Below are 14,435 nucleotides of genomic sequence, written 5' to 3'. Positions count from 1 at the left end.
TTGAAGGGATTGCCGCCCCAGGTCACGGTGCGCACGCGCTCGGGACGACACCAGATGAGATACTCGCCCGTACAGCTCGAGACCGGCGCCGCGAGGATACCGCTCGCCACCGGGGTCAAATAGGCGAGACGAGGCTCGTCGCGCCGCAACGAAGCGGTCGCCATCACCGCACGCTGCGGCTGAGTATCCAGCCAGGCGCCGATCTCGCGTAGGTCACGGGTTCCGGGAACGTCTCCCGTCGTCAGAATTCTACCGTCGCAGAGCAGGGCCGCTCCCGCAGCATCGACGGTCTGGAGCAGGGTTCGGGGATCGTCGAAGAGGGCGGAGGTCCAGTCGCCCTCGCGCGAGATCGCCTCGACCATCCGCTGCTCGAGTCGCCGCACCGACAGCTCGGCCTGGGCCTGGACAAAGCTCTCGAGGGCGGCGATCCGCGTCGCCACCGCCTCGGCCAGAAGCTCGCAGACCGCCCGAATCTCGTACTGCACGAAGCGCGGCCCGCGATGATGGCAGGCGATGAGGCCCCACAGCCTGCCACCGACCAAGAGCGAAGCGACCAGGGTCGCCCCGACGCCCATGTTCTTCAAATACTGGATGTGGATCGGCGACATGCTGCGCAGGGTGCACAGCGACATATCCAGATCCTCCCCCGTGACGGGCGAGACCCGGGGGTGGAGACGCACGGGTTCGTAGTCCACATCGACCAGAAGCCTGATCCGATTGCGCTCGTAGAGTTGACGTGCGATCTGCGGGATATCCGAGTCCGGGTAACGGTTGCCGAGGTAGGCCTCGAGCTCGGGCTCGCGCTGCTCCGAGAAGACCTCGCCGTGCCCCTCGTCGTCGAACCGATAGACCATCACCCGATCGTAGCCGGAGATCGACTTGAAGATCCGGGCGGCGTCGTCGCACAAAGACCGCAACGACGCCGAGGCGATAATCGTCTGCAGCGCCGCGTTGATCCGGCCCGACAGATCGACGGCAGCCCCCGAGGGCTCGAGCTCGACGACCAATCCACCCGCCGGCGGACGATGCACGATGGCATCGAAATCGCGCTCCGGGTGCGCCTCCACCGGTGTTCGCAACACCAGCGGGATCTGCCCCAGATCATCGTCGAGCCTGGGACGGACCCGCGCGGCCAAGATGGGCACGAGGTCGACGAGAGGACACCCGATCGGATCCCGGTCGAGACGCAGCAGGCTGCGCGCGTTCTCGCTCGCCTGGATCACGACAAGATCCGGCTCCGACAAAACGATCAGGGCACCATGGGGTTGAATGGATGCGGCGAGCTGGATCTGCTCGCGCTCGCAATTGGATAGATCGGCGTGCCCGAACGCCGGCGAGGAGATGAGATCGGGGGTCAAGTGGGCTGCACTCCGATGCTTAAACCGCGCCCAGCGCGGTATGCGATGTTTCTGGATGGTATCGGCCCCGGCAGACTTGACGCCCGTTGGAGTCGGCGCGGTTTAAGATATTAAAAAATATATCATTTAAAACGCGTCCACACTAAGGGCCGTGGATGCACCAAACGTCGCGCTCACTCGAAAATGAGCATCTCGCTGTGGACGCGGTCTAGGTTCGACTTCCCGGATCCGTAACCGTGTCCTGATCCATACCGTACCGCTTGAGCTTGACATAGAGACTTTGGCGACTCAGACCCAAAAGGTCCGCGGTTGCGGTGCGGTTGCCTCGCGTGAGCTCCAATGCCTCTTCGATATAATGCTGCTCGAGTACGCTGACCGCCTCGTCCACCAGGGCGCGCAAGGGGCCTTTTCCGATCCGACCGGTCAAGGCGGTCAAGCGCCCGCCGAGGCGCTCGTCGCTATCTCGCCGCGGCAGACGCCTGCCGACATCGCGGAACAAGATGCCGATCGAGGTCGGATCGCTGTCCAGATCGCCGGCCGCCGAGATCTCGACCTCCGTCTCGGCGCCGAGATCGCCGCGGAGACTGGTCAAGAATGGACGGACGACGCCGAGTCGCGCGATCGTCGTCAACAGCACGCCCATATCGGCGCCCGGCCGATCGAGCCAACGTCCCAGGCTCTGCTGCAATACCCCGCCCGAGGTCGGCATTTGAACGAGATCGAGGAAGGCCGGGTTGACCCAGCGAATCAAGCCGTCTCGATCGGCGACGACGAATCCGTCGGGCAAGCGCTCGATCAGGATGTCCGTAAACTCCCCGTCGGCAGACGGCCCAGACGTCGACAACTCCCGGGTGGCGGTCAGCTGCAGAAGGTACAGTGAACCGGCCTCGGACGCGAGCCGCGACGCACGCACCAACCAAGCGGCGCGCTCCGGTCCGAGATGCAGCAGAATACCCGGGGCGCTGCCCTGATCGTCGAGCCGCTGGAGCATCGCGTGAAAGACGTCGCGCTCGCCGTCGACCAACTCGCCGGAAAAGTCTTTGCCGACCAACGGCCGACGCCCGGCGGTCGTACCACCGAGGGCGCGCGACGCGGCGGGGTTGACGTCTTGGATCGCCAGACCGTTGACGCGCAGCAAAATCACCGCATCGCTGGAGGATCCGAACAAGAGCCGATACCGGGTCTCGACCTCGCGCAGCTTCCAATAGTCCCGCTCCATGGTCTGCTGCGCCTCGACTAGGCGCGTCTGCAGCTCGGTCACGGCCTGGAGACTGCGGCCGATGGCGACCAGACCGGCATCGCCTCCTAAACGCACTGCGGTATACTCGATCGGAAGACGCAACCCGGACGGAAAGATTTGGTTGACCTGCCGGAAGGCCGAGACACCCGAGTGCCGAGCGTCGTCGACGAGACTCTGCAGGCCTTCGCTTCCGAACGACTCGACCGTCTCGGCCCAGGGACGCCCGACCCAGGCATCCAGCGCCTCGCCACGGATCGCGGGCGACAACGCGGCCCGCCTGATCACGCCGGCGTGATCGAGAAAGATAGTGACGTCGGGCTGAGCCAGATTGGTCATAGACATGGACGTATGGACCTGATCACGCTTCAATAATCACCGCATTGCGGATGGACTTCAACCGAAATCGGCCTGAAAAGGATCCTGACCGGTGCCTGCGGTCATTCCCCGGGTTACACTAGGCCGACGGCGCTCGACAGCACGCCCTCGTAGCTCAGTTGGATAGAGCGATCGCCTCCTAAGCGGTAGGTCACAGGTTCAATTCCTGTCGAGGGCGCCAAATACCCGTCCGTGACCGCATGCACACTCACCGTGCACCTGCAATCCGACGCACCCGATTCGGGCCACCCATCGAGGCGGACACGCATCCGCCGGGCGGGGCTACGCCCGAGACGAACTCCCCGAGACGACCTCGAATAGCCCTCGCAAGACCAAATCAGGCATCACTCGCGCGGGCCGATCCATCGCCGGGATCAGACGCTCGGCGTCGCCGCCGGTCAAGATCAGCGCCGGGGGAGTCTGCGTCTGCCGCTCGAGTCGATCGTAGAGACGCGTAGTCAGGGCCGCGATGGACTGAAGGCTGCCGGCCGCGACGGCGGGTCCCGTATCGGTCGCCCAAGGCTCGTCGGTCGGCTCGGAGGCGATCCGCGGGATGAGGGTTCCGGCCAGAAGGCTCGCACGCATCATCTCGACCCCCGGGAGGATCAGACCGCCGAGATGACGCCCGTCGGCAAGTAGGAGGTCGAAGGTGGCCGCGGTTCCGGCATCCACGACCAACACCGTCTCCGGGACGAGACGATGGGCGGCGACCAGGGCCAGCCAGCGATCGACACCGAAGCGCTCCGGCTCGGGATAGGCGATACACAGGGCGCCGAACTGCGCTCGGGTCTGCACGAATTCAACCTCGAGCCCCCAGTAGGCCCGGCTCGCGCGGCTGATCGCCGCGGCGACCGCTGCACCGCCCACGTTGCTCGCGACGATGCGCTCGGGCACCTCCAGCCGCTCCCAGTCGGCCAGAAGATCGAGCGGTACAGCTTCCCCGTGGCGCACGATCCGAACCTCGCCGGGAGGACCGCCGTCCGACAGCGCCCAGCGCAGGTTGGTGTTTCCGATATCCAGCAGCAGCATCATCGCTCGCCCTCGCCTCCGAACTCGGCCTCGCGTCTCAAACTGACCTCTCCCGCATGGAATTGCATTTCCCCGTCGGCGGTATCGAGCCGCAAGGCGCCGTCCGAAGCGATGCCGAGCACCCTGCCCCGAATCTCTCGGTCCGGAAGCAAAATACGCACCGACTCTCCGCGAAAGGCATCGAACTCGGCCCAAAGCGCGAGGAACGGGGTCAGGCCCTCGCGACCGAAGCGCTGGAATGCGTCGATCAGTGCATCGGCAACCAGCGCCGCCAGTGCGTTGCGACCGACCGTCGGATGACCGAGCACCTCTGCGAGGTCGACCCACGGCTGGTCGATGCCGATCCCTTGATCGGGCGCCATCCGGACATTGATCCCGACCCCCACCACCAGAGCGCTGGGGCCTCGGGCCTCGCCGGCCACCTCCAAGAGCATCCCGCCGAGCTTACGCCGACCCCAAATCAGATCGTTCGGCCATTTAAGCGCAAGGCCCTCGACCCCGATCCGACGCAGCACGTCCGCAACGACGGCCCCCGCGACCAAGCTGAAGCCGCCCAAGGCGGCCGGCGGCGCGCTGTATCGCCAGAGCATGGACAGATAAAGGCTGGCCCCGAAAGGCGAGATCCAGGGACGTCCGAGACGCCCCCGTCCAGCGGTTTGACACTCGGCGAGGCAGAGCGTGCCGCAGGATGCGCCCGTCGCCGCCTCGCGCATCAGATAGCGATTGGTCGAGTCGATCTCCGTGTGAATCTCCAGACGCGCGATTGCCCCTCGAGCACCCGGTGACAGTGCCGCGAGGATCCGCTCCGGGTCGAGGGGCTCCGGGGACGCGTCCGGGTCATGCGACCTCGAGCCGAGTGTCACGCCTCGCGACCCCCGCCGTCGCGGACGACGCTGGCGAGCCAACGCGTGCGAGCTTCGAGCACCTCCGGCGGCACCGCATCCAGGAGCATCAGGTCACAGGTATCGGAAGGTGCCGGCGCGGGACTCGCAAGCACCTCGATCAACTCGTCGCGCCGAAACAGATGAATCCGGATCCCCAAAGGGGTCGAAACACGCGCGACCAGGGACTCCAAATTCTCCGCGGTCGCGCGTAGGCCGTCGACCGCGACCACGACGTCTCCGGGGGCGATTCCCGCGCGCTCGCCCGGCCCGCCGCGGATGACGTTTTGCACGATCGCCTCGGAGGCGCCCGGACGCAGGCGCAGATCCAGGCTCGGGCGCGCCTCCCGATGCTCGAAGGACTCCGGGCACGCGCCCTGATCCTTCGGCCCGTCTGCCGGACGCAGCCGCATCGCGACCCCGACCCCCGACAAGAGCGGCTCGAGATCGAGCTCCGCGGTCCCGTCCAGGGCGGCCGAGAAGAAGCCGTCGAGACCGAGCCCCGAAACCTCGGTCGCGACCGCCTCGACCCCGCGCTCCGGAACGCCGACACCGGTGCGGCCATAGCGGCTCCAGAGCGCGCGCATGACGTCGTCGAGCGATGACCTGCCCTGCGTCCCTGCCCGAATCGTCAAGTCCAGCGCCAAGGCGACCAAGGCGCCCTTGACGTAATAGCTCACGATGGCGTTGGGTGCGTTTTCGTCTTGCTTATAGAACTTGGTCCAGGCATCGAAGCTCGACTCGGCCAGGCTCTGCACCTCGCGCCCCGGGGTTCGCATCAGGCGGGTGATGGTCGCGGCGAGCAGGCCGAGATAGGTCCGGGTGTCGATACAACCGCTGCGCACCAAGGCGAGCTCGTCGTAGTACGACGTGATGCCTTCGAAGGCCCAAAGCGTGCGCGTGTGAATCTCCCGATCCAGCCCGCCATCGATCAGCGCTGCAGGCCGAATGCGCTTGACATGCCAGAGATGGAAATACTCATGACTGCATAGGCCCAGAAAGCGGACGTAAGCATCGGTGCGTTTTTCGTCGGTCGGATGGGGTAGATCGCTGCGCGAGCAGAGCAGGCTGGTGGAGAAGCGATGCTCCAATCCGCCGTAGCCCTCGCCCAGTGCGGTGACGAGAAAGAGATAGCGGTCGATCGGCAATTCACCGAACAGGGCCGCGTGCTCGGCACAAATGCGTACGAGGTCGCTCTCGAGTCGTGCCTTATCGGCGTGCTGGCGACCCGTGATCGCCATGCGATGCGGCACGCCCGCGAGATCGAACGCGAGCCGCTCGAAGCAGCCCATCTCGACCGGATGATCGATCAGGTCGTCATAGCTCTCGGCGCGATAGAGCCCGAAACCGCGCGAATCGATCAGCTCCGGCATCAGGCTGGTTGCGACCTCCCAATCTCCGTCGACTCGCCCGTCGGGCGGCAATAGGTCGATGAGACAGGGCTGGCCGTCCAGACCCCGAACCCGCATCAGTAGCGCGGAGCCGTTGAAATAGGCGTGCGCCGTATCGAGATGCGCCGCTCGAACCGAGAGCTCCCAGGCATAAACCTGATAACGCACCTTGATCGCACGGCCCGCCGTCGGACAGACCCAGGTCTGTTTGTCGCGCTTTCGACATTCGAGCGGGGTTCCGTCGGCCGATTCGGCAACGAGCGTCAGGATATTCCTCGCGAAGTCCCGGATCATATAACTGCCGGGAATCCACGCGGGCAGCGACAGCTCGACGAGCTCGGCGCCCGAATTCGGGATCTCGATGTCGACGTGGAATTGGTGGGCTTGCGTAGAGGCGGGGCGAACGCGATAAATCAGGTCGAGCGACATCGGGAGTGGGCGCAGTTCAGTGAGGGAAGTACCCGTTTTCTCGGGTGTTCGAGGCATGCCTCGAAAACGACCTCGGGGCAATGCCCCGAAGCCGAAGTCAGCTTACCAGCGCGGCCCGCGTGAGGGACGCTCACCGCGCGGCTTGGCCTGGTTGACCTTCAGGTTGCGGCCCTTCAGCGGCGTCTCGTTCAGCCCCTTGATAGCGGCATCGGCCTCGGAGTTGTTCGGCATCTCGACAAAGCCGAAGCCCTTGGATTCGCCGGTGAACTTGTCGGTGATCAAGTTCACGCTCGAGATCTCGCCATACGCGGAGAATGCGGTCTTCAGCTCGTCTTGGGTCACGCCGTAGGCCAGGTTGCCAACGTAAATATTCATCATTCAAGAGTTCCGTGAGAGCGCATTGAAGAGAAAGTGAGAACGGTCGAAAAATCAATACGCAACTGTTTCGACGGTCTTTGTCCCCAACCGTTGGAGACGAAGGGGTCGCGGGGGCGGGTGGCCCGCCTCCCCGCGAGGGCCTGAAAGCCCCTAGGGCGTCACGGCACGCCCGCGCCGGTCGCCGCCACGCCACGGCCGCTTCGCCGCAGGCGAAGCGGTCGCAGCCGGCTTGCGCGCCGGTCGGCTCGGACCACGCGAATCGCGGCGACCGCCGAGGCTGCGATCGGGCTCGCATTCGGGCGGAACCAGCGACGGCTCGAAACCGACCACGGGATTCATCGAAATCTCTTTGCGAAGAAGCCGCTGTATTCCCTGCAGCAAACCCTGCTCGTCATGACTGACCAAGGACAACGCGTTTCCGCCGGCGCCTGCTCGACCGGTCCGCCCGATACGGTGAACATAGTCTTCGGCCACATTCGGCAACTCGAAGTTCACCACTTGGGGCAAATCGACGATATCCAATCCCCGCGCGGCGATATCGGTCGCCACCAATGCCCGGACGCTACCGCGCTTGAAATCGTCCAAGGCGCGTGTTCGGGCCGATTGGCTCTTGTTGCCGTGGATGGCAGCGGCCGTGATGCCCTCTCGGCCCAAGTGCTCGACCAGCCGATTCGCACCGGCCTTGGTCCGCGTGAACACCAGCACCTGATGCCAACCCTCGCTGCGAAAGAGGTGCGCAAGAAGATCGCGCTTGCGGGCCTTGTCGACCGGATGGGCGGCCTGCGTGACCGACTCGGCGGCCGTGTTGCGGCGTGCAACCTCGATCAGCTTCGGGCGCTTGAGCAGTCCGTCGGCCAGACGCCTGATATCGTCGGAGTAGGTCGCCGAAAACAGCAGATTCTGACGCCGCTCGGGGAGCAGCTGAATGATGCGCCGGATGTCGTGGATGAAGCCCATGTCCAACATGCGATCGGCCTCGTCGAGGACGAGGATCTCCACGCGTGACAGATCGACGGTGCGTCGGCCGGCATGATCGAGCAGACGTCCCGGGGTTGCGATCAGGACATCCACACCACGCTGCAACTGATTGATCTGCGGCTGCATACCGACACCGCCGAAGACGATCGCCGAGCGCAAAGGCAAGTGCAGACCATAGGCATGCACACGCTCGCCGACCTGGGCCGCAAGCTCGCGCGTCGGCGTCAAGATCAGAGCACGCGGATGACGTTGCGGATGACCCTTCTCGGAGAGCCGCTGCAGAAGCGGCAGCACGAAGGCCGCCGTCTTGCCGGTTCCTGTTTGCGCCCCGGCAAGCAAGTCATGACCGGCCAAAATCTCCGGTATTGCCTGCCGTTGGATCGGGGTCGGACGGGCATAACGCTGCGCTGCCACGGCACGCAGCAAGTCGGCCTGAAGGCCGAGTGAATCAAATGACATGAAAACTCCTGAAACCGGCCTAAAACCGCGCAAGCACGGGACCGGCCTAGGCAGAAAAGAGGCGTTCGGGGATGAAGCCTTGGATAAAGGTGGGGTCAGCCGCGAGACGACGCATCGACCGGATGATGCGAGAGGCGGAGTCTACGCGATGCGCTCAATGAAAGCCAGCGCCGCGCATGCCCTATTTATATGTGGGTTTTCCGAGTCCGTTTGACCGGAGGCGGGCAACCGCCCGACCTACCATCTCGACATCCGAGCTTGAAAGCGGTTCATGCGATCGGAACGAGGCCGTCCGATGACGAAATGGATGCCGAGATGGAGCCTGGAAAATCGCCGGATCAATCGCGCCTAGGCGTCGACCGCCTGGAGATAGTTGGATTTGAAGGCTTCGCGATCGGTCTTGGAAGACGGGTCGTAGCCCTGCTCCGCCATCTTCTGCTTCATCCAACCGGGAAGAACGCCACGCACATAGACGTTGTCTCCATTTTCCGGATCGACATATCGCGTATACTGCCGCCCCCCGGTGGAGGAACGCCGGACCGAGCCGGCCGCGCGCCGACGCTTGGATTCTACCAAAGGCAAAATTTCTTCCAATTCGTAGCCGTATTGCGCGATCAAGCCTCTGATCTGTTGAGCGACTTCCGATTTCGCCTCCTGACGGCGTACTTCCAACGCGCGCTTCAGCTCGGCCTTGCTGCTTTCGATCTCGGCGAGCTGCTGCTGAATCTCGTCGACGCTAAGGTTAGCGTACTCCACGTGATATACCTCCAAAACGGGTAAAGGGTAATCCCTGAAAAGAGAATCGAGCCGTCGTGCGGCTCGGTCTCTAATTTATGCGATCTGCATTGGATGTCAAGCCGATTGAGCAATTCGGCGCCGAATCCGATTCCGCGCAGCCGAGGAATCACTCTGCCGATGAGTGACTAGGCTCCCTATTCTAATCACTGCGGCTCAAGAACATCGCATCGCCGTAGCTGAAGAACCGATACCGCGCATCCACGGCATGGCGGTAGGCATCCATGACGAGACGATAACCCGCGAAGGCCGAAACCAACATGAGGAGCGTCGATTCGGGCAGGTGGAAGTTGGTGATCATCGCGTCCACCACCCGAAACCGATAGCCGGGCCGAATAAAAAGGCGACTGTCGCCCCGAAAAGGCTTGAGCTCGCCGTCTGCCGCGGCGCTCTCGAGACTGCGCACGCTCGTGGTACCGACGGCGACGACCCGTCCACCCCTTGCGCGCGTGGACCGAACCGCACGGCAGACCTCATCATTCACATCGATCCATTCAGCATGCATCTCGTGTCGATCGATGTCGACCACTCGGACCGGCTGAAAGGTTCCCGCACCGACGTGCAGCGTCACCTCTGCGAACCCGACGCCCATCTCCCGCAGACGGTCCAACATGACCTCGTCGAAATGAAGACCCGCCGTCGGGGCGGCGACGGCCCCGCTGTGGCGTGCGTAAACCGTTTGATAGCGCGCCTCGTCGGAGGCATCGTCCGGACGCTGGATGTAGGGCGGCAAGGGGATATGGCCCTGCTCCGACATGAGATCGGCGAAGTTGCTCTCGATCAGACCGAGCCGATAGAGATCATTTTCGCGCTGACCCACGATGAGCCGCGCTCCCCCGTCGAGATCGATCGCGCACCCGGGCTTGGGCGACTTGCTTGCCCGGACCTGGGCCAACGCCGCGCGCGCATCCAAGACACGCTCGATGAGGATCTCCACCCGACCGCCGGTGTCTTTGCGCCCGAACAGCCGGGCACGCATCACCCGCGTGTTGTTGAATACCAGGAGATCGCCCGGCCGGAGCAGTCGCGGCAAATCCGCAAAGAGAAGGTCACGACAGACCTCACCCGCAGGGTCGAGTGCCAGCAAGCGCGACGCGCCGCGATCGGGCAGCGGGCGCTGGGCGACCAAGTCGTCGGGCAGGTCGTAGTAAAAATCGCGAAGGTGCATGGAGCAAACAACGAAATGAGCAGGATTCAAACGGTCTTCGACAAAGGTCTCGGAGCGGGCGGTCGGCGAACGCGGCGCGCATCATAGCACCCGAAGCCCGATCGTCTTCGGTTATCCTTGACGGCTGGATATCTCAATGACGCCCGCCTGAACATCGTGAGACTCGGTATCGATCGGCTATTGGAAGACGAAAGGCTGCGCCGACCCCTTCAAGGTCGCCGTCTGGCACTGCTCGGGCACCCCGCGTCCTGCACATCCGAGGGCCGGCATAGCCTGGATGCCCTGATGGACCTCGGCGATCTGGATGTCACTGCCGCCTTCGGCCCTCAGCACGGGATGCGCGGAGACAAGCAGGACAACATGGTCGAGACCGAAGACGCCCTGGATCCGCGACACGGCATCCCGGTCTTCAGCCTCTACGGGCGGGTGCGCTATCCGACCGATGCGATGCTCGATGGCTTCGATGTGCTGCTGGTCGATCTGCAGGACATCGGCACCCGCATCTATACCTATGTCACGACCCTGGCCTATCTGATCGATGCCTGCGCCGCGGCCGGCAAGGCCATTCGGGTTCTGGACCGACCCAACCCCGCCGGCCGCCCGATCGAGGGCAGCATCCTGGAGCCGGGCTGGGAGAGTTTCGTCGGTGCGGGTCCGCTCATCATGCGTCACGGTCTGACGTTCGGCGAGCTGGCCCGCTGGTTCGTCGACTACCGCGGCCACGAAATCGACCTCGAGGTGATCGCGATGGACGGCTATAGAACCGAGTCGGGGCCCGGTTTCGGCTGGCCGGTCATGGAGCTGCCGTGGATCAACCCGAGTCCCAACGCCGCGAGTCTCAATATGGCCCGCTGCTTCCCGGGCACCGTCTTATTGGAGGGAACGACGCTGTCGGAAGGGCGCGGCACGACCGTGTCTCTGGAGGTGGTCGGCGCCCCGGATATCGACTTCGAGCGCGTGCTCGGACGCATGCGCGCCGAATGCGCGGAATGGACCGAGGGCGCGCTGATTCGCCCCTGCTGGTTCGAGCCGACCTTCCACAAGCATGCCGGCCGGCTCTGCTCGGGGCTTCAGATCCACACCGATTATCCCGGTTACCGTCACGATCGCTTCAAGCCCTACCGTTTGATCGCGCTTCTGTTGAAGGCGGTTCGATCGGAATACCCGGACTATCCGATCTGGCGTGACTTCCCCTACGAATACGAGACCGAGCGCCTCGCCATCGATCTGCTCTCCGGCGGCACCTTTCTGCGCGAGTGGGTCGATGACCCGGAGGCTCGACCGGGCGACTTGGAGCAGCGCCTGAGTGCGGACGAGGCGCAGTGGGCCGAGTCGACCGCGGGGTTGCGGCTCTATTCGTGATGAGTCGCGAGTGTCCAGTGGCGAGTTGAAGGAGGGGATTCGATGCCTTCTTCGGTCGTGCTCATCACGCCGACCACTGCGACGACTTTGCGCTGGTCCGACCCGCTTGGACGCTCAGTCGCTCACAAGCCCGGCTCGGATCGCGTCGATCTCGGCTGAGGTGTACTCAAAGGCTTCGGTCAGGTGTCCCCAAACGGGCTTGGGCCAGCAGGGATCGGTCGGGCTTCGGCCGATGACATGGACATGCAGTTGGGGCACCAGATTGCCGATCCAGGCCACGTTGACCTTGGGGCATCCGAGAACGGCCGTCAGATAGTCCGAGACGCGCTTGCAATCGGCGAGGACCGAATCGCGCTGCGCGTTCGGGAGATCCAACAGGTTGCCCAAGTCGCTCTCGGGCACCAGGATCAACCAGGGCACGGCCGCGTTGCGATGCAAGAGCAGATCACTCGCAGACAACCGGCCCAGCCGATGGCAATCGGCCAGCAGTTGGGGATGCAGGGTGAAGTCGGTCATGACCATCGGGCTTCGTTCATCAAAGGCGGCCATCGATTATTCGAAGGAGTTGCTGTACATCATGCAGATCAATGATCCGAATACCTACTGCCGTTGCGAGGAGATCGATCTCATCGGTGACCTGATCGAGGTGCGTGACCGTCATGTCCTGGAGCTGGGTTGCGGCGCCGCCTACATGACCCGTGCGCTGGCCACCCGCTTCGGCGCGGCCCACATCACCGCGACCGAGGTCGATCGCATCCAGCACGCGCGCAACCTCGCGATCGCGGATCTGCCGCAGGTGTCCTTTCGCTACGGCGGCGCGGAGTCGATCGCGGATCCGGATGCCAGCTACGACCTCGTCGTCATGCTCAAGTCACTCCACCATGTGCCGGTCGCGGCCATGGATCGAGCACTGCGCGAGATCCATCGCGTGCTGGTCCCGGGCGGTCTGCTTTATGTCTGCGAGCCCGTCTACTGGGGTGACTTCAACGCCGTCATGCGCCTGATCGACGACGAGCGTCTGGTCCGCGAGGCCGCGTTCGAGGCCCTCCGAAAAGCCGTCGATGCAGGGTTGTTCAAGCTGGTGGAAGAGGTCTTCTTCGAGTCCGAAGGCATCTACCCCGATTGGGAGAGCTTCGCCGCACGCTTCATCGACGTGACCCACAGTGAGCGGAATCTCGACGCGCAACGCCTGGCCGAGATCCGCGCGGCCTTCGAGCGCCACCTGACACCGCAAGGCGTGCGCCTTTGGAAGCCGCATCGGATCGATCTGTTGCGGCGGGTCGATTGAAGCGACCGGGGGCCGAGCATGATCCGATCGCGCTATCCGGACCGCATCGACCGAGCTGGAGCGTTATGAGCACATTCCCCTTAGCCCCGCCACGCATCGCCTTCTGGCATCGCAAGGGCGGAACGGGCAAGACCAGCCTCGCCATCGGCTGCGCGGTCCGTCTGGCTGGTGGATGCGCACCCGACACTCACCCGGAGCAGCACTCGCCCGCGCCTGATGCGCGCGTGCTGCTGTTGGATTCCGATCCCCAAGGCACGGCCTCGGCCTGGGGCGAGCGCTTCGCCGACCGGTTCGGAATCGCCGTGCGGGCGGACAGCGGGTTTGCGCTCTGGCACGACTGGGCCGAGCGCGCCATGCGCTTCGATGCCGTCCTGGTCGATTGCCCGCCCACCGTCAGCCCCGAGGTCATTGAGATCCTCGCCGGTGTCGATCGGCTCCTGGTCCCCACGCGGCCGGCGTGGCCGGATGTCTGGGCGCTGGAGTCTGTCGCTGATCTCGTCGAGGACCTTCATCGGCAAGGGGCGCGACTCCCGGTCAGCGTCGTCTTCGACCAAGTCGGCGACGAAGCGCTCGCGCCCTTCGCGGCGGCGATCGCCGACCTGGGCCTTGACCCTCTTCCCGATGCCATACCGCGCGACGACGCCTGGCCTGCGCTCTTCAGCGGCGGGGAGCCGCCGGACAGTCTTGCGCCTCTTTTCCGCCACCTGGCGCGATCAGTCGCCATCCCGCCGACCCGAAGAAGCGCCTAATCCGGTCCATGGTCCGGTCGTGTGTGGATGGCGGACGATCCGATATCTTGCGCCGATCAGCTCGATCGGGTAGCCGTCGGGATCCTCGACGAAGGCGATGATGGTGGTGCCGGCGTTCATGGGCCCGGCATCGCGGGTGACCTTACCGCCCTTAGCCTTGATCCGGTCCGTCGCCTGATAGACATCGTCGACCTCGATGGCGATATGGCCGTATCCGGTGCCCAAGTCGTAGTGATCGACGCCCCAGTTGTAGGTCAGCTCGATCACGGTCTGCTCCGACTCGTCGCCGTAGCCGAGAAAGGCGAGCGTGAACTCGCCGTCGGGATAGTCCTTTCGACGCAGGAGCTGCATCCCGAGGATCTCGGTGTAGAAATCGATGGAGCGCTGCAGGTTGCCGGTCCGCAGCATGGTATGGAGGATTCTCATCCGGGTGACCTCTTGCGTTGTTGTCTTCAATTGATGTCCGGGGTTGTCGTCGAGGCTGTGCAGATATACCGAGCACACGCGGATTTTTCGCCGCATTGCACGCCCCGCGCGCGCCGGGCCGGCGTTGCG

13 protein-coding genes, 1 tRNA gene and 1 pseudogene are annotated in these 14,435 nt (G+C 64.3%); 4 read left to right on the top strand and 11 right to left on the bottom strand.

Translation table 11 applies throughout. The annotated features are described in order from the left end of the window. Both VLR48_RS13500 and ppsR read right to left on the bottom strand, forming a co-directional pair. On the bottom strand, nucleotides 1-1,358 hold a 1,358-nt coding region (locus VLR48_RS13500), incomplete at its 3' end, for a GAF domain-containing protein (RefSeq protein WP_325292291.1). A 208-nt stretch (nucleotides 1,359-1,566) separates the two neighbouring features. Then, the gene (ppsR, locus tag VLR48_RS13495; RefSeq protein ID WP_325292290.1) at nucleotides 1,567-2,940 is read right to left on the bottom strand and encodes a transcriptional regulator PpsR; all 1,374 of its coding nucleotides are present in this window, start codon (nucleotides 2,938-2,940) and stop codon (nucleotides 1,567-1,569) included. A 137-nt stretch (nucleotides 2,941-3,077) separates the two neighbouring features. On the opposite strand from ppsR, the gene VLR48_RS13490 reads away from it, so the two are divergent. After that, a tRNA-Arg gene (locus VLR48_RS13490) sits at nucleotides 3,078-3,154 on the top strand. 101 nt (nucleotides 3,155-3,255) lie between these two features. Here VLR48_RS13490 and VLR48_RS13485 read toward each other — a convergent pair. The 7 genes from VLR48_RS13485 to queA all read right to left on the bottom strand — a co-directional run bounded on the left by VLR48_RS13485 (nucleotide 3,256) and on the right by queA (nucleotide 10,481). After that, on the bottom strand, nucleotides 3,256-4,005 hold the full coding sequence (locus VLR48_RS13485; RefSeq protein WP_325292289.1) for a type III pantothenate kinase: 750 nt from the start codon (nucleotides 4,003-4,005) through the stop codon (nucleotides 3,256-3,258). Then, nucleotides 4,002-4,865, bottom strand: coding sequence for a biotin--[acetyl-CoA-carboxylase] ligase (locus VLR48_RS13480; RefSeq protein WP_325292288.1), 864 nt, complete (start codon nucleotides 4,863-4,865; stop codon nucleotides 4,002-4,004). The genes VLR48_RS13485 and VLR48_RS13480 overlap by 4 nt, the downstream gene beginning before the upstream one ends. Beyond that, a complete protein-coding gene (locus tag VLR48_RS13475; protein WP_325292294.1) occupies nucleotides 4,862-6,703 on the bottom strand; it encodes a M61 family metallopeptidase in 1,842 nt (613 codons plus the stop codon). The genes VLR48_RS13480 and VLR48_RS13475 overlap by 4 nt, the downstream gene beginning before the upstream one ends. 102 nt (nucleotides 6,704-6,805) lie before the next feature. Further along, nucleotides 6,806-7,078, bottom strand: coding sequence for an RNA recognition motif domain-containing protein (locus VLR48_RS13470; protein ID WP_007191936.1), 273 nt, complete (start codon nucleotides 7,076-7,078; stop codon nucleotides 6,806-6,808). A gap of 153 nt (nucleotides 7,079-7,231) precedes the next feature. Beyond that, nucleotides 7,232-8,518, bottom strand: a complete 1,287-nt coding sequence (locus tag VLR48_RS13465; RefSeq protein ID WP_325292287.1) for a DEAD/DEAH box helicase — start codon at nucleotides 8,516-8,518, stop codon at nucleotides 7,232-7,234. Nucleotides 8,519-8,866: 348 nt separating this feature from the next. After that, nucleotides 8,867-9,274, bottom strand: a complete 408-nt coding sequence (locus VLR48_RS13460) for an H-NS histone family protein (RefSeq protein WP_325292286.1) — start codon at nucleotides 9,272-9,274, stop codon at nucleotides 8,867-8,869. A gap of 181 nt (nucleotides 9,275-9,455) precedes the next feature. Continuing rightward, entirely contained in the window at nucleotides 9,456-10,481 is a 1,026-nt protein-coding gene (gene queA / locus VLR48_RS13455; protein WP_325292285.1) for a tRNA preQ1(34) S-adenosylmethionine ribosyltransferase-isomerase QueA, read from the bottom strand. Between the two features lie 153 nt (nucleotides 10,482-10,634). Between queA and VLR48_RS13450 the strand changes: the two genes are divergently transcribed. Further along, nucleotides 10,635-11,843, top strand: a complete 1,209-nt coding sequence (locus VLR48_RS13450; protein WP_325292293.1) for a DUF1343 domain-containing protein — start codon at nucleotides 10,635-10,637, stop codon at nucleotides 11,841-11,843. Nucleotides 11,844-11,957: 114 nt separating this feature from the next. Here VLR48_RS13450 and VLR48_RS13445 read toward each other — a convergent pair whose 3' ends face one another. Beyond that, nucleotides 11,958-12,359 (bottom strand): HIT family protein, encoded by a 402-nt coding sequence (locus VLR48_RS13445; RefSeq protein WP_325292284.1) that lies wholly within the window; start codon nucleotides 12,357-12,359, stop codon nucleotides 11,958-11,960. 61 nt (nucleotides 12,360-12,420) lie between these two features. Here VLR48_RS13445 and VLR48_RS13440 point away from each other — a divergent pair, with 61 nt between their 5' ends. Both VLR48_RS13440 and VLR48_RS13435 read left to right on the top strand, forming a co-directional pair. Next, a complete protein-coding gene (locus VLR48_RS13440; protein WP_325292292.1) occupies nucleotides 12,421-13,131 on the top strand; it encodes a class I SAM-dependent methyltransferase in 711 nt (236 codons plus the stop codon). Between the two features lie 65 nt (nucleotides 13,132-13,196). Beyond that, a complete protein-coding gene (locus VLR48_RS13435) occupies nucleotides 13,197-13,880 on the top strand; it encodes a ParA family protein (protein WP_325292283.1) in 684 nt (227 codons plus the stop codon). Between the two features lie 48 nt (nucleotides 13,881-13,928). Here the strand turns inward: VLR48_RS13435 and gloA are convergent. Further along, nucleotides 13,929-14,306, bottom strand: a pseudogene (gloA, locus tag VLR48_RS13430) (lactoylglutathione lyase); the annotation flags it as partial. Nucleotides 14,307-14,435: the final 129 nt, after the last annotated feature.

It is taken from the genome of Thiocapsa sp. (assembly GCF_035467215.1).
Classification (GTDB): domain Bacteria; phylum Pseudomonadota; class Gammaproteobacteria; order Chromatiales; family Chromatiaceae; genus Thiocapsa.
The sequence above is the reverse complement of the archived record's forward strand: the minus strand, read 5'-3'. Positions and strand labels throughout refer to the sequence as shown.

Excerpts from the sequence above, each read along its gene's own strand:
- VLR48_RS13485 (WP_325292289.1), bottom strand. The coding sequence starts at position 4,005 with ATGATGCTGCTGCTGGATATCGGAAACACCAACCTGCGCTGGGCGCTG.
- ppsR (WP_325292290.1), bottom strand. The coding sequence starts at position 2,940 with ATGTCTATGACCAATCTGGCTCAGCCCGACGTCACTATCTTTCTCGAT.
- VLR48_RS13435 (WP_325292283.1), top strand. The coding sequence starts at position 13,197 with ATGAGCACATTCCCCTTAGCCCCGCCACGCATCGCCTTCTGGCATCGC.
- VLR48_RS13440 (WP_325292292.1), top strand. The coding sequence starts at position 12,421 with ATGCAGATCAATGATCCGAATACCTACTGCCGTTGCGAGGAGATCGAT.
- VLR48_RS13445 (WP_325292284.1), bottom strand. The coding sequence starts at position 12,359 with ATGACCGACTTCACCCTGCATCCCCAACTGCTGGCCGATTGCCATCGG.
- VLR48_RS13470 (WP_007191936.1), bottom strand. The coding sequence starts at position 7,078 with ATGAATATTTACGTTGGCAACCTGGCCTACGGCGTGACCCAAGACGAG.
- VLR48_RS13475 (WP_325292294.1), bottom strand. The coding sequence starts at position 6,703 with ATGTCGCTCGACCTGATTTATCGCGTTCGCCCCGCCTCTACGCAAGCC.
- VLR48_RS13465 (WP_325292287.1), bottom strand. The coding sequence starts at position 8,518 with ATGTCATTTGATTCACTCGGCCTTCAGGCCGACTTGCTGCGTGCCGTG.
- queA (WP_325292285.1), bottom strand. The coding sequence starts at position 10,481 with ATGCACCTTCGCGATTTTTACTACGACCTGCCCGACGACTTGGTCGCC.